Consider the following 14,050-nt stretch of genomic DNA (forward strand, 5'->3'; position numbering starts at 1 on the left):
ACACTTCCTTTCAGCTTAAATATTGACGGGTAAACCTAATGCAAGATCGGCAGCATCCATGACTGCTTCACTGACACTTGGATGCGGGTGAATTGTCAAAGAAATATCTTCAATTGTAGAACCTGTTTCAATAGCCAAAGTTAGCTCTGTAATCAAATCACTGGCATTGGGACCCACAATCTGCGCTCCCACTAAGATATGACTTCCTTTTTCAAAGACAAGTCGCACAAAACCGTTAGTGCTGCTCAACGAGATCGCACGCCCATTTGCTGCAAATGGAAATTGGGCTTTCTTAACAGTTAACCCCTGTTCCTTGGCTTCACTCACAGTCAATCCAGTCGTAGCAATTTCACTATCTGTGTAACAAACAGCTGGCATCGCACGATAATCGATCACAGCTTTTGAACCAGAAATTGCTTCTGCTGCAATTTTGCCTTCATAACTAGCCTTATGGGCAAGGGCAGGTCCGGCAACTACATCGCCAATCGCAAAAATATTTGAAACTGCAGTCCGTCCTTGAGCATCTACGTCAATCAGTCCGCGTTTGTCAATTTTTATCCCCAAATGCTCTAGTCCCATCTCAGCAGTATTAGCACGACGACCGACACAAACAATACAATAATCCGCCTTGAGTTGTTTTTGTTTACCATCAGCTTCAAAGGTAATCGTGGTTCCATCTGCAGTTTGTTCCGCTTTTTTAGCCATTGCTTTTGTATAAATGTCAACTTTTTGGCCGCTAAAATGATTTTCGATTACGGAAACTAAATCAGGTTCGTAGTTTGCAAGAATCCGATCCGCACCTTCGAGAATTGAGACGTGTGCTCCTAAATTTGCATACGCCGAGGCAAGCTCACAGCCAATGTAGCCCCCACCGACCACTACCAATTCTTTAGGAATCTCTTCCAGTGCCAGTGCACCGGTTGAATCCAAAACACGTCCCTTGAACTTAAAGTTAGGGATTTCAATCGGATGACTACCAGTTGCAATAATTAGATTATTAAAAGTATACGTTTGAGCATGATCTTCATTGATCACCCGCAAACTATGATCGTCCTTTAAGAAAGCACTGCCCCAAATAACATCAATATGATGTTTCTTGAAGAGCCCAGCCACCCCGCCAGTTAGCTTATCCACAACATTTTCTTTTTTCCACTTTTGAGTCTGTTTAAAGTCAAGCTTAGCTCCTGTGATTCTCAGACCCATGTCAGCAGACTCTTTTGCGCGCCGATAGCGATGCGCAACTTCAATCAAGGCTTTCGAAGGAATGCAGCCCACGTTTAAACAAACACCACCGATGAACTCCCTTTCAATCACCGTAACTTTTTGTCCCTTTTCTGCCGCTCTGATGGCAGCGACATATCCACCAGGCCCTGCTCCAATAACAACTGTGTCTAAGTCAATTGCAAAATCTCCAACTACCATATTATGCTCATCCTTCCATTAGTAAGAGTTCTGGATCACTCAAAAGTTCATTCAAGCGGTTAAGTGCCCTTTGTGCTGTTGCTCCATCAATTACACGATGGTCGAATGATAACGAAAGCTTCAAAACACGTGCACTCTTAACCTGACCATCTTCAACAACTGCTTCTTGAGTGATTCGACCTAACCCCAAAATCGCAACTTCTGGCCAGTTGATTACCGGAGTAAAGAAACCGCCGCCAATTGAACCAATGTTAGTAATGGACATTCCTGTATGCTGCATGTCTGCCCCGCTTAACTTGCCGTCTTTTGCCTTTTGTGTATTCTCACTAATCAAGCGTGCAATCGCAAAAAGGCTCTTTTGATCAGCATGTTTAATATTAGGAACAAATAAACCGCGCTCGGTATCTGTCGCTACCCCCACATTAATATAGTTGCGGTAAACAATTTCGTGTTGCTCCATATCCACTTTGGAATTTAAGACTGGGAACTCACGCATTACACAGGCTAAAGCTTTGACTACATATGCCAGGAAAGTCAATTTGATTTCCCGCTCAGCTGCAAGGGTCTTGTATTTTTTGCGATGATCCCATAATTTGTCAACGATCACATCATCAAAGACCGTCACATGTGGAATCTCACTCTTGCTGCGAACCATTGCTTTGGCAGTCGCTTTACGAATTCCCGACATCTTTTCGCTGGTTTCAGGCCATTGAGCTGTTGCAGTAGCTGGTTGTGTCTGCGTCTGCTCCCCGGCTTTTTCCTCTGTCTGTTCCGCCTGTGCAGCTTGTCCGCCTCCCTTAATAAAGGCTTCAACGTCAGCTTTTGTGACATGGCCGTGACTACCAGTTCCTTTAACTTGTGCTAAGTCTACACCTTGTTCACGCGCATAAACACGCACCGCAGGCATCGCTAACACTGGTAAACTGCGATCAGGCGTGGCTGGAACGCTTGTCTTTGTTGTTTCATCCTTTTGAACTGCTCTTTTTTGATCTGCTAATGCTGCTGGATGTGCTGGATCTTGCACATTTTCTTCTGATTCAACTGGTGCTTTTTCCCGCTCTTTTGGCGTTTCTTCTGTCTTTTCGGTTGCAGCAGGTACTGCTGATTCTTCAGCATTTCCAGCACCTGCAACTTCAAATTCAACTAAAACTTGACCTACTTCAGCGGTTTCACCTTCATTAACAAGGATCTGTTTAACTTTTCCAGCTACAGGAGATGGAATCTCTTCAACTGATTTATCGTTTTCAATCTCCAGCAGATCGTCGTCTTCTTTTAATTCATCACCTGGTTTGACATACCACTGCGCAACTGTACCTTCAGAAATCCCTTCACCAATGTCTGGTAATTTGAATTGATACTTACCCATGCTGTGTGCCTCCTAATATTCCAAGATTTCATTTGCTTTTGCTACAATATCCCCCTGATTAGGCAGCCAGTCACTTTCGGCTTCACTAAATGGATAAGGGGTATTCGGAGCAGTAACCCGTCCGATTGGTGCCTTTAAATAAAGAATTCCGTCTTCAGCAATCAGCGCTGCAACTTGTGCTCCGACACCCGCTTGTTTCTGTGCCTCTTGCACGATTACCACGCGCCCGGTTTTCTTAACTGAATTCATAATTGTCTCTTCATCAAGTGGCGAAACTGTTCGTAAATCTACAACTTCTGCAGCAATATTTTGTTTTGCCAATTCTTCACTGGCCTTGAGGCTTTCTTGCAGCATTGCGCCATAAGAAATCAACGTAATGTCTTGACCCTCTTTAACGACATTCGCCTTATCTAAAGGAACCGTGTAGGCCTCATCAGGCACATCGGCTTTAATCGAACGATAAAGCTTCATGTGCTCTAAGAAAACGACGGGGTCATCCGCACGAATCGCTGAGATCAACAACCCCTTTGCATCGTACGGGTTGCTGGGGATTACGACCCGTAATCCCGGGATCTGTGCCATCAAACCTTCTAGACTGTCTGCATGTAATTCTGGGGTATGCACACCTCCGCCAAAAGGTGCCCGAATTGTAATTGGCATTTTACGCGTACTTCCCAATCTGAATCTGATTCGAGCCATCTGTCCTGCGATTTGGTCCATTGTTTCAAACACAAAACCAAAGAATTGAATCTCCGGCACAGGGCGAAATCCCTGAAGCGCAAGACCAGTCGACAACCCAATGATCCCGGATTCTGCTAATGGTGTATCAAAAACACGATCCGTCCCATGTTTTTCCTGAAGCCCTTCTGTCGCACGGAAAACACCGCCATTTTTACCTACATCTTCACCAAAAACCAACACTTTTTCATCACGGGCAAGTTCTTCATCCATTGCATCTGTGATGGCTTTGATCATTGTCTTTTTCGTCATGACTATTTGGCCTCCTTCGCTTCAAAACGCTCAATCTCTTGTTGTATGCCTGCCGGTGTAGCTGCGAATGTGTTTTTCAGATACTCACTGATTTTTTGTTTTGGCATATTTTCAACTTTATCAATTGCTTCTTTTATCTGTTCTTGAACTTCCTCAGCGTACTGGTCTTCTTTTTCCTGTGTCCAGATTCCCTTATCCGCCAAGTAATGCCGCATCCGCACCAAAGGATCTTTTTTGAGCCATGCATCATCGATCTCCTTTGTCCGGTAACGTTTTGGATCATCGCCTGACAAAGTATGCGGTCCATAGCGATACGTCAATGTTTCAATCAGAACAGGACCATTTCCTGCGAGTGCATAGTCACGTGCCTCTTTTGTAACCTCATAGACCGCCAAGGCATCCATACCATCGACTTGAATACCAGGAATACCAGCAGCTACTGCTTTTTGTGCCAAAGTTTTGGCGGCTGTCTGCTTGCTGCGTGGCACTGAGATAGCGTATCCATTGTTTTGTACAATAAAGATTGCTGGTGCCTCGAATGCGCCCGCAAAGTTAATTCCTTCATAGAAATCCCCTTGGGAAGTTCCACCATCACCCGTGTAGGTGTATGCCACATTTTTTTGCCCCTTGAGCTTAAACCCAAGTGCAACTCCAGCAGCCTGCACGAACTGTGCTCCAATAATAATTTGCGGCGGCAATGCTGGGAAGTCTGCTGGATACTTATTACCATCAACATGTCCACGAGACCATAAGAAAGCCTGATACAGTGGCAGGCCATGCAAAACAAGCTGCGGAACATCACGATAAGCAGGTAAAATAAAGTCCTGTTTGTCCATCACAAAATTGGAAGCAATCTGACTTGCCTCTTCACCCGCTGTTGGTGCATAAAACCCTAGCCGCCCCTGACGGTTTAATTTGGTAGAACGTCCATCAAGAATACGCGACCAAACCATCTGCTTAAACAATGTAAACAATTCGTCATCGCTTAAATCAGGTTGCCAACCCTTCTCAAGGATCTTTCCTTCTTCTGATAGGAGTTTAACTGTTTTGAATTCATCACCATTTTTTTTCAACTGTTCAAAATCGATAATTTTTTTGGACATTTCATGGGCCTCCTCATTAAATTAGCTCTTCGTCTCTAAACAAATGCCTTCCCAACACTCAATATGCCATAAATTCGCCTCTCTTACTAATGATATAGCTTTATAAAACGCTTACAATATAATTTTAACGCCTTTCCATCAAAAATTAAACATTGTTACTTTTTTAACTTGTCATTTTTTTTAATTACTTTCAGCTCAACATATTAAAAAAACCATCCTTTAAGCTTTCACTTTGTCTGACAAGTTAAGATCCGAACATAACTCCTTTCTTTCAACCTACAATTCGGTCTTAACCATCATAGAACAACTTGTGTCAGTAACTTTCGTCAGGTAAAAAAAATCTCTCTGCCAAAATTTCATCTTTAAAAACTTGATTGTGAACTAATGATCATCCTGGGCTGACCGCGTTTTTAACATCATTTTTTATTGCTGCAATTTTAAAATTCCGCTAAACCCTTTATTTCTCCATGTGTCTCCGCTATGCTTTAAACATGCATACCTTACTTGGAGGCTCCCATATGATCACAAAAACAAAATTATGGATTCATGCTTCACCTTTTCTCATTGTTTGCAGCATCTTCTTATTACCATTACTGTTCTTAACTATCTGGGCCTTTATGGCACAAAATCTTTTCTGGATTATTAGTTTGGTGCTGTTTGATTTTATTTATCTTAATCTAGAATCAACGTTGCTGGCATTCGTATTATTTAAGCGCAAACAGCGACGCGAGGCAGAAAAAGAGGCAACTGAGGATGATGAAAAATAAGTGCAACCCGCTGTGCAGCCGCTAGTTTTTACGTACTAACGCTGAATTACAAAACAGACGGATTATGAATATGCGCAAAAAAGTGGAATAAAAAGCGTTTAGTTGCTGATAATTAACAGCAGCAGGCGGATCATTCCGGGGTTGACTTGGCTGACTTTACAGGTTAAGAGAGTGTGACATAAGTCGGGAAAATTTGAGTGCTAACTCGAAATTACGAACATCGCGAGTACTTTGCTATGAGTAATTCGAAGTTAGACGGAGAATTTTGACTTATGGAACACGTTTATCCGGAATAAAAGCGAGGCTGTTTGGAAATAAGGACATCAAGCCAAGTGTTCGCGCCTTTTGTCCCAAATTTTATTCAAATAAAAATTGGCAGGGCACCGGTAACCCGCAGCATGGACAGCTTGAAATCCATCTTTTGGACTTCAAATGTCTGCACTACGTTCTATTACCAATTACTCTACCAATCTTTTTGATTACTTTAACTGCTTTTATAAACTACAAACACACTTAATTGCTTTCCGACATTAAAGAAAGCCTCTAATTCGCAACCGCGGCCTTTACCAAGCAGCAGTCTGACAAGACGTTGCTTTCTTTTTTCTTAGACCTTAGCAATCTTGCCCTGTTCAATATAAATTGCAAGAATAGAAAGATCAGCCGGATTCACACCACTAATACGGCTTGCCTGTGCTAGCGTTGCCGGTTGAATTTTTTCCAATTTTTGCCGGGCCTCTGTAGCCAAACCCTCAATTGCAGCGTAGTCAATCCGCGTTGGGATCTTTTTAGCTTCCATTTTTTTAAGCTTTTCTACTTTTTTATATGCTTTTTTAATATATCCATCATATTTGAATTGAATCTCAACCTGCTCTATCTCGCGCGGTTTAAGAGCTTGGTCGGGTTCGGGAATAAATTTTAGCACATCAGCATAACTAACTTCTGGTCGTTTTAAAAATTCGCTGGCAAGCACACCATCTTTCAGCGCAGCAGCTCCCTTTTCTGCCAAAAAAGCATTGACCTGTTCAGTTGGCTTAATTCTAATTTCGCTCAAACGCTGCATTTCAGCTTGAATTGCTTCCTTTTTGCACTTAAAAGCGGCAAATCTTTCTTCTGAAATTAAACCAAGTTCATGTCCGAGTGCTGTTAAGCGTAAATCAGCATTATCGTGCCGCAAAATTAAGCGGTATTCAGCACGCGATGTCAATAAGCGATAAGGCTCATTAGTTCCTTTTGTCACAAGATCGTCAACCATAACCCCGATGTAAGCATCACTTCTTTTCAGTGTCACTTGGTCTTTACCCAAAGCCTTAAGTCCCGCATTGATCCCTGCCAGCATCCCTTGACCGGCAGCTTCTTCGTATCCTGAAGTCCCATTTGTCTGTCCAGCAGTAAATAAACCCGCAATCAACTTCGTCTCCAGTGTTGGTCGTAATTGATACGGCGAAACAATATCATATTCGATTGCATACCCTGGTCGCATCATTTGAGCATGTTCAAGACCCTGAATAGAATGCACCATCTTTTGCTGAATTTCTTCAGGCATTGAAGTTGATAGGCCTTGCAAATAGAATTCGTCAGTTTCTCGTCCTTCCGGTTCAATGAAGAGCTGATGGCGCGGCTTATCTGCAAACCGGACGATTTTATCTTCAATTGAAGGACAGTACCGTGGCCCAACACCTTCAATTACACCGGAAAACATCGGTGCCCGATCCAAGTTTTCTCTGATTAATTTATGCGTAGTTTCATTTGTATATGTTAACCAGCAGGAAAGCTGCTCCTTCACACTGAGATAGTCAGCGTCAGCAGACTCGAAGCTAAAATGATTAGGTCGTGCATCACCTGGTTGCTCCTGCGTAGCCTCATAGTCAATCGTATTACCATCAACACGCGGTGGTGTCCCCGTTTTAAACCGCCGCAGCTCAAATCCAAGCCTTTCCAAGTTACCAGAAAGCTTCTTTGCAGGTTGCGTATTGTTCGGACCCGAAGAATACATTAATTCTCCGATGATAATCTTACCGCGCGCCGCAGTCCCAGTCGTTAACACCACTGTTTTGGCACCATAACGTGCCCCAGTATTAGTAATCACGCCCTTAATTGTGTTATTTTCAACTATTAAGTCGTCCACAATCCCTTGACGTAGCGTTAGATGCGGTTGTTTTTCAAGTGTATGCTTCATCTCAATTGAATAAAGTCGCTTGTCAGCCTGCGCCCGCAAAGCGCGGACGGCTGGGCCTTTGCCGGTATTCAGCATCCGCATCTGGACGTAGGTCTTATCAATATTACGTCCCATCTCACCACCCAAGGCATCGACTTCACGCACAACGATCCCCTTAGCTGGGCCGCCAATTGACGGATTGCAGGGCATAAAAGCTACCATTTCGAGATTGATTGTCATTAAAAGTGTTTCATTACCCATCCGGGCAGCTGCCAATGCAGCTTCACACCCCGCATGACCAGCTCCCACGACAATCACATCATAATTTTTACTAATATATTGCTTTACTTCCATCTCAATCTCCTATTATTACTTTCCTAAACAAAATTGGCTAAACAATTGATTTAAAAGTTCATCTTGATAACTATCACCGGTAATTTCTCCTAAAAGATCCCAGCAGTTGGTCATATCAATCTGAATTAAATCCACTGGCATCTTCGCACTAATTCCTTGTAAAACTGAAGTTAATGCTTTTTCAGCTTGGTTTAAAAGCGCAATATGCCGAGCATTTGTAACCATCACAGTCGTTTGACTATTTTCAATTCCGCCGAAAAAAAGCTCCGCAATCCTGGCTTCCAATTGCTCAAGTCCTTGGTTCTTCAAAACTGAGGTTGTCAGTATTTCTTCATCAGGTTGCAACAGCTCCTTAAGCTGCGCAACCTCAATTCCACGAGTTAAATCCATCTTATTCAAAAGAACAATTCTTTTTTTGGTAGCCGTCAGTTTCAATAACTGCCGATCTTCATTTGTTAACGGTTCACTGCCATTTAAAACTAACATTACTAAGTCCGCTTGTTCAATCGCATGCTTTGAACGCGCGACCCCAATTTTTTCAACTTTGTCAACAGTTTCGCGAATTCCGGCCGTGTCAACCAGTTTAAGTGGCACTCCGCGGACGTTAACATATTCTTCGATTACATCACGGGTCGTGCCCGCAACATCTGTTACAATTGCCTTATCTTCATGCAAAAGGTGGTTCAGTAAGCTTGATTTGCCCACATTTGGGCGGCCAACAATTGCCGTTGCCAGCCCTTCGCGCAAAACCTTACCCTGTTTAGCAGTTGACAGCAATTGTTTAATTCTTTGTCTGACTTCCAACGCCTTTTCTTTCAATAATCGGGTTGTCATTTCTTCAACGTCGTCATATTCTGGATAATCAATATTAACTTCAACCTGCGCCAAAACTCCTAAAATGTCCTGTCGTAAATTCTTGATCAGATGTGACAAGTTCCCATCAAGCTGGTTTAAGGCCACCTTCATTGAACGGTCAGTCTTGGCCCTAATGAGATCCATGACAGCTTCAGCTTGTGAAAGATCGATTCTGCCATGCAAGAAAGCCCGTTTTGTAAATTCCCCTGGTTCGGCAAGCCGTGCGCCATTACTTAATACCAACTGCAAAATGCGGTTAGTCGCAACTATTCCTCCATGACAATTAATTTCAACAACATCTTCACGCGTGAACGTCTTGGGAGCGCGCATCACCGAAACCATTACTTCATCGACTTCTTGCCTTGATTCAGGATCGACAATATGTCCATAATTGATTGTGTGACTTGAAACAAGTTGTAAATTCTGACCAGCAAAGATTTTCTGTGCGCATTGAACTGCTTCTTCCCCGCTTAGACGAACAATTGAAATTGCTCCTTCACCCGGGGGAGTAGAGATTGCGGCAATTGTATCAAATTCTGTGGCTGTTTTCACGCCTTCAAAACCTCCCTTTTAGACAATAAAAAAAGCGCCACTCCACGCGTAATACGTGGATAAAGCACTTTGACTACTTCATCAATTAAGATAAGAATGATTGTCTATAATATACTTTCTATTCAAAAAAAAGTCAATCATCGGCTGCCAACAAATTTCCTTCTAATAATTCAACGGTCCCTAACAAGTTCTTTGTGGCTTCAAAACGCTATTTTATTAACTACAGTTAGTACAACAGATAATATAATTACATTATTATTAAAAAAATGCTTGCATTTTTAATGTGAGCAGTTATAATAAAAAATATCAATTACGAGGTAACTTTAAAAAAACTGAGAGGAGTTGGGTAACATGTCATGCACAATGACCACTATGAATAGCTGTAATAATTCTAATACAACAATCCAATACCTAGTGAGCCTAGTCATTATTAACACGCGCGATGTGTTTCCCAATGTCTTGGCTGATTAGAGTGTAAAGACATTAAAACCATCGCGCTAAGGAGAACTTAGGCGATGGATTTTTTTTAGGTACCCACCGCCAGAATATCATGCGGTGGGTACCTTTTTAATTTCTTTTTAATTTCGCAGTCGCCTCGCAATTCAACTTTAAGGAGGAATCACTATGACACTTACATCAGATCCTAAAGCAAAGAACCCACAAGAATTAGATTGGAACAATCTTGGCTTCAACTACATGAACCTTCCATACAGATACCGTGCATATTGGCGTGACGGCGAATGGCGCGATGCAGGCCTAACAGAAGATGCAAATGTCACCATCAGCGAGGGCTCAACCAGCCTTCACTATGGACAAGAAGTCTTTGAAGGACTGAAAGCTTATCGATGCAAGGATGGCAGTATCAACCTTTTCCGTCCTGACCAAAATGCTAAGAGACTGCAAAAAAGTTGCGAACGTCTCATGATGCCTCAGGTCCCAGTTGACATGTTTATCAGTGCCCTTAAACAAGTTGTTAAAGCTAATGAAGATTATGTTCCTCCATATGGGACTGGAGCAACTCTTTATCTTCGTCCATATCTAATCGGTGTTGGCGGTAATATCGGTGTTCATCCAGCACAAGAATACATTTTTTCAATCTTCGCCATGCCGGTTGGCAGCTACTTCAAGGGTGGTTTAACCCCTACGAATTTCGTTGCTTCAGAATATGATCGCGCCGCACATAAAGGGACTGGGGCAAGCAAAGTCGGTGGTAACTATGCTGCTAGTCTCTTCCCTGGACAACTTGCACATGATGCAGGTTTCTCAGACTGTATCTACCTTGATCCTATCGAACACAAAAAGATTGAAGAAGTCGGTTCCGCAAACTTCTTTGGAATCACTAAAGATGGTAAGTTTGTCACACCAAAATCTCCTTCAATCTTACCAAGTGTTACAAAATATTCACTTTTGTATCTGGCTGAGAAACGTTTTGGCATGGAAACCGAGCAAGGGGATATCTACATTGATCAATTGGATCATTTCGCTGAAGCCGGTGCCTGCGGAACAGCAGCCGTAATCTCACCAATTGGCGGCTTCAAATATGGTGATCACTTCCATGTCTTCTATAGTGAAACTGAAGTTGGGCCTGTAACACATAAACTTTACGATGAATTGACCGGTATTCAGTTTGGCGATCGCAAAGCGCCAACAGGCTGGATCGAAAAAGTATAGTCGCGATTTTCAAGAGAAAGAGGAGCTGTTATTAAAATGGAGAATACAAACACGACCGCCCCAACTGTAAAAGAATATGCATACCGCATCAGTGCCGCAGTTGCCAACGCAATCTTAGTTACTTTAGGAATTGGATTATTATTGCAGACAATCGCTTCCTTTGTTCACTGGAATGCACTTTATCAAGTGGGTGTGATTGCAAATGACTTGCTTGCCCCTGCATTAGGGGTCGCAATTGCTTCACAGCTTGGAACAAACTCACTTGTAATGTTCAGTGCCATGATTTCATCAACTGTCGGGGCAAATGCAGTTCATTTTACCACTGGCGCTGTTAACGGCACTACCGCAACTGGGTCCAGTTTGATGCAGGCTGCCGGAAGTGCAACATTTGCAACCGGTCAACCTGTCAGTGCTGTTTTAGCAGGCTTAGTGGCTGCACTTGTCGGTAAATATCTTACAGGTAAAACACCACTTGATATGATGCTTGTTCCTTTCGCGGCTACCTTAACCGGTGGAATTGCAGGTTTAGGATTAGCAGCCGTAACTACACCGTTTTTATTAAATGTCAGTGCATTTATCGCACAAACGATGCAGGTTAATCCGCTGGTCGGCTCAATTTGTATCTCTGCCATCTGGGCACTTTTCTTAATGACACCCGCTTCCTCTGCTGCTCTTGCGATCGCTTTAACACTCGATCCAATTTCATCAGCTGCTGCTTTGATTGGTACAACTTCGCAGTTTGTAGCCTTCACTGCAATGTCGTTCAGACAAAATAACGCAGGTGCAAACATCGCGCAGGGAGTGATGACACCCAAGGTTCAGTTCCCTAATCTGTTAATTAACCCGTATCTTTTAGTCCCATCAATCCTCTCGGCAGTTGTCTGTGCCCCAATCGCAACTATCATGTTTGGTTTCCGTTCAACATATAAGCTTGCAGGTTTAGGCCTCAATTCATTTATTGCGCCAATTGCTTACATGGGTCAAGGCTGGGAATCCTTTGCAGTCTATGTATTTACGGGAATGTTCTTGCCAGCAGTTATTTCATTGGTAGCATACAGCATGATGAAAAAGGTTGGGTTAATCAAAGATAACCAATTACACTTGGAGATCGTTTAAGCTGAACAATAACTAATTTAATTACTTGATGGAACGGAAAGGAAATAGATGTAATGGGAAGAAAGTACGCAATTATCGGTGTTGGTCATGTTGGTGCAACAATCGCCTTTGCTCTAGTTACTAAGGGTGATGCGGATGAACTAATTTTGATTGATAAAAATGAAAAGAAAGCTCGCGCTGAACAGTTGGATCTCCAAGATGCAACCGCACGTTTGGAGACACGGCCCAAGATTAAGATTCAAGACTACAGCGAACTGGCTGATACCGATATTCTATTTGTGACAGCAGGAAATATCCATGCACTTGATCACGCAAGCGGTAATCGCTGGGCAGAATTCGAATATACCCGGGAAATAGTCAAAGACATTGCACCCAAGATCAAGAAAAGTGGCTTCCATGGCGTCCTGATAGATACAATGAATCCTTGCGATGCAATTTCTCAATATCTGCAAAAAGAAATTGGATTACCTGGTTCACAAGTTCTTGGAACTGGCACCTTCCTTGATACAGCAAGAATGCAACGTGTGGTTGCAGAAAATTTCGCTGTTGATCCTAAAAACGTAACCGGCTTTGTTTATGGCGAACATGGTGAATCCCAGTTTGTGGCTTGGTCGACAGTCAAGGTAAATGGTCTGGCTGTAAAACCTTTGGCAGCAAAAAAACAATTAGACCTTGACAAATTAGAAGCGCAAGCACGTTCTGGTGGGTGGGCAGTTCACTCTGGCAAAGGCTACACTAGCTTTGCAATCGCTACTTGTGCAGTTAAACTCAGCCGGGCAGTTTTTGATGATGCACACTTAATGTGCCCATGCTCGACTTACAATGCTAAATACGATTCCTATGTGGGCCAACCTGGAATCATCGGTAAAAACGGTGTTGAAGAAGTTGTCACGATCCCATTGCCTCCTGAAGAGGAAGCAAAACTTGCAAAGTCTGCAGCAACTATTAAAGAAAAATTTGAAACAATGTAACTAGGTACTTCTCCACGTTCAATCGCCACAGTTTCAAAGTGTTTCACAACATCCTCATCAATTTGTTGTGATTATGTGTGAACAATAAAAACTATATTATTCCAAGATTACGTTTATGATTAGTTTCCGTATTAGTGCAGTAAAATAAAAAAGTATCCTGCAGGCTTGTACTTGAGCTGCGGGATACTTTTTTAATATAGTCTTTAATATTCAATGTATTTTTAGAGCTGGCTTCAATCTTATTTGCTTTTGTTAACTGCTGTCCGTGCCATTAATACATCGCAGTTTGCATTTCTAATTATATAAGATGCTACTGAACCAACCACCAGTCGTTCAATGAAATTCTTACCTGTTGATCCGACGATAATTAAATCATTTTGATATTCTTTCTGGAAATCAAGAATAACAATTTTGGGATTTCCAAAACGAAGATGGACACGCAGAGCATCATGCTCGATTTCATTATCCTTAAGTAAGCGCTCCTTGAGCTTCAGCATGTAATCTTCATTGGCCTGCTCAATTTTATAGATCCGTTCTCCATCAAGCGCTATTCCTGCACCACCATATTCCAAAGAGTTTAAATCTAGAACTCTCAAAATATCCAGCGTAGCTCCTTGACTATGTTTCACAGATTCAATTGCCTTATTCAGGGCAACCTCAGCCCCGTCAGAACCATCAACTGCTACCAAAATATGTGCATATTTATGAGCCATTTCATCCACCCGCCT

The 14,050-nt window shown here is 42.5% G+C and carries 11 protein-coding genes; 4 read left to right on the top strand and 7 right to left on the bottom strand.

What is annotated here, in order from left to right:
- Nucleotides 1-15: 15 nt before the first annotated feature.
- The 4 genes from lpdA to pdhA are packed head-to-tail and all read right to left on the bottom strand — an operon-like array spanning nt 16 to nt 4,881.
- Nucleotides 16-1,422, bottom strand: coding sequence for a dihydrolipoyl dehydrogenase (lpdA, locus tag AB3Y88_RS05870; RefSeq protein ID WP_228887949.1), 1,407 nt, complete (start codon nt 1,420-1,422; stop codon nt 16-18).
- Nucleotides 1,423-1,429: 7 nt separating this feature from the next.
- Nucleotides 1,430-2,788 carry a 2-oxo acid dehydrogenase subunit E2 gene (locus AB3Y88_RS05875; RefSeq protein WP_228887950.1) on the bottom strand — a complete coding sequence of 453 codons (1,359 nt, stop codon included), beginning with the start codon at nt 2,786-2,788 and terminating at the stop codon, nt 1,430-1,432.
- A gap of 12 nt (nt 2,789-2,800) precedes the next feature.
- Nucleotides 2,801-3,778: an alpha-ketoacid dehydrogenase subunit beta gene (locus AB3Y88_RS05880; protein ID WP_056961901.1), complete on the bottom strand. Its 978-nt coding sequence runs from the start codon at nt 3,776-3,778 to the stop codon at nt 2,801-2,803.
- A 2-nt stretch (nt 3,779-3,780) separates the two neighbouring features.
- Nucleotides 3,781-4,881, bottom strand: coding sequence for a pyruvate dehydrogenase (acetyl-transferring) E1 component subunit alpha (pdhA, locus tag AB3Y88_RS05885; RefSeq protein ID WP_056961903.1), 1,101 nt, complete (start codon nt 4,879-4,881; stop codon nt 3,781-3,783).
- A gap of 518 nt (nt 4,882-5,399) precedes the next feature.
- Here pdhA and AB3Y88_RS05890 point away from each other — a divergent pair.
- Nucleotides 5,400-5,648 (top strand): hypothetical protein, encoded by a 249-nt coding sequence (locus AB3Y88_RS05890; RefSeq protein WP_056961905.1) that lies wholly within the window; start codon nt 5,400-5,402, stop codon nt 5,646-5,648.
- A 604-nt stretch (nt 5,649-6,252) separates the two neighbouring features.
- On the opposite strand, the gene mnmG is transcribed toward AB3Y88_RS05890, so the two are convergent.
- Entirely contained in the window at nt 6,253-8,157 is a 1,905-nt protein-coding gene (gene mnmG, locus AB3Y88_RS05895) for a tRNA uridine-5-carboxymethylaminomethyl(34) synthesis enzyme MnmG (RefSeq protein ID WP_056961907.1), read from the bottom strand.
- Nucleotides 8,158-8,172: 15 nt separating this feature from the next.
- The gene (mnmE, locus tag AB3Y88_RS05900) at nt 8,173-9,564 is read right to left on the bottom strand and encodes a tRNA uridine-5-carboxymethylaminomethyl(34) synthesis GTPase MnmE (RefSeq protein WP_056961908.1); all 1,392 of its coding nucleotides are present in this window, start codon (nt 9,562-9,564) and stop codon (nt 8,173-8,175) included.
- Between the two features lie 624 nt (nt 9,565-10,188).
- On the opposite strand from mnmE, the gene AB3Y88_RS05905 reads away from it, so the two are divergent.
- The 3 genes from AB3Y88_RS05905 to AB3Y88_RS05915 are packed head-to-tail and all read left to right on the top strand — an operon-like array spanning nt 10,189 to nt 13,322.
- Nucleotides 10,189-11,235 carry a branched-chain amino acid aminotransferase gene (locus AB3Y88_RS05905; RefSeq protein WP_228887951.1) on the top strand — a complete coding sequence of 349 codons (1,047 nt, stop codon included), beginning with the start codon at nt 10,189-10,191 and terminating at the stop codon, nt 11,233-11,235.
- A 36-nt stretch (nt 11,236-11,271) separates the two neighbouring features.
- Nucleotides 11,272-12,351 carry a PTS transporter subunit IIC gene (locus AB3Y88_RS05910; RefSeq protein ID WP_056961912.1) on the top strand — a complete coding sequence of 360 codons (1,080 nt, stop codon included), beginning with the start codon at nt 11,272-11,274 and terminating at the stop codon, nt 12,349-12,351.
- A 53-nt stretch (nt 12,352-12,404) separates the two neighbouring features.
- Complete coding sequence (locus AB3Y88_RS05915; protein ID WP_228887952.1) at nt 12,405-13,322, top strand: L-lactate dehydrogenase; 918 nt, start codon at nt 12,405-12,407, stop codon at nt 13,320-13,322.
- 239 nt (nt 13,323-13,561) lie between these two features.
- Here AB3Y88_RS05915 and AB3Y88_RS05920 read toward each other — a convergent pair whose 3' ends face one another.
- Nucleotides 13,562-14,035: a universal stress protein gene (locus AB3Y88_RS05920; protein ID WP_056961914.1), complete on the bottom strand. Its 474-nt coding sequence runs from the start codon at nt 14,033-14,035 to the stop codon at nt 13,562-13,564.
- Between the last annotated feature and the right edge of the window lie 15 nt (nt 14,036-14,050).

This window comes from Liquorilactobacillus satsumensis (assembly GCF_964065465.1).
GTDB classification, from domain to species: Bacteria; Bacillota; Bacilli; order Lactobacillales; family Lactobacillaceae; genus Liquorilactobacillus; species Liquorilactobacillus satsumensis.

Bases quoted from the DNA above. Each gene is read 5' to 3' on its own strand.
- lpdA (WP_228887949.1), bottom strand. From the start codon at position 1,422: ATGGTAGTTGGAGATTTTGCAATTGACTTAGACACAGTTGTTATTGGA.
- AB3Y88_RS05875 (WP_228887950.1), bottom strand. From the start codon at position 2,788: ATGGGTAAGTATCAATTCAAATTACCAGACATTGGTGAAGGGATTTCT.
- AB3Y88_RS05880 (WP_056961901.1), bottom strand. From the start codon at position 3,778: ATGACGAAAAAGACAATGATCAAAGCCATCACAGATGCAATGGATGAA.
- pdhA (WP_056961903.1), bottom strand. From the start codon at position 4,881: ATGTCCAAAAAAATTATCGATTTTGAACAGTTGAAAAAAAATGGTGAT.
- AB3Y88_RS05890 (WP_056961905.1), top strand. From the start codon at position 5,400: ATGATCACAAAAACAAAATTATGGATTCATGCTTCACCTTTTCTCATT.
- mnmG (WP_056961907.1), bottom strand. From the start codon at position 8,157: ATGGAAGTAAAGCAATATATTAGTAAAAATTATGATGTGATTGTCGTG.
- AB3Y88_RS05905 (WP_228887951.1), top strand. From the start codon at position 10,189: ATGACACTTACATCAGATCCTAAAGCAAAGAACCCACAAGAATTAGAT.
- AB3Y88_RS05910 (WP_056961912.1), top strand. From the start codon at position 11,272: ATGGAGAATACAAACACGACCGCCCCAACTGTAAAAGAATATGCATAC.
- AB3Y88_RS05915 (WP_228887952.1), top strand. From the start codon at position 12,405: ATGGGAAGAAAGTACGCAATTATCGGTGTTGGTCATGTTGGTGCAACA.
- AB3Y88_RS05920 (WP_056961914.1), bottom strand. From the start codon at position 14,035: ATGGCTCATAAATATGCACATATTTTGGTAGCAGTTGATGGTTCTGAC.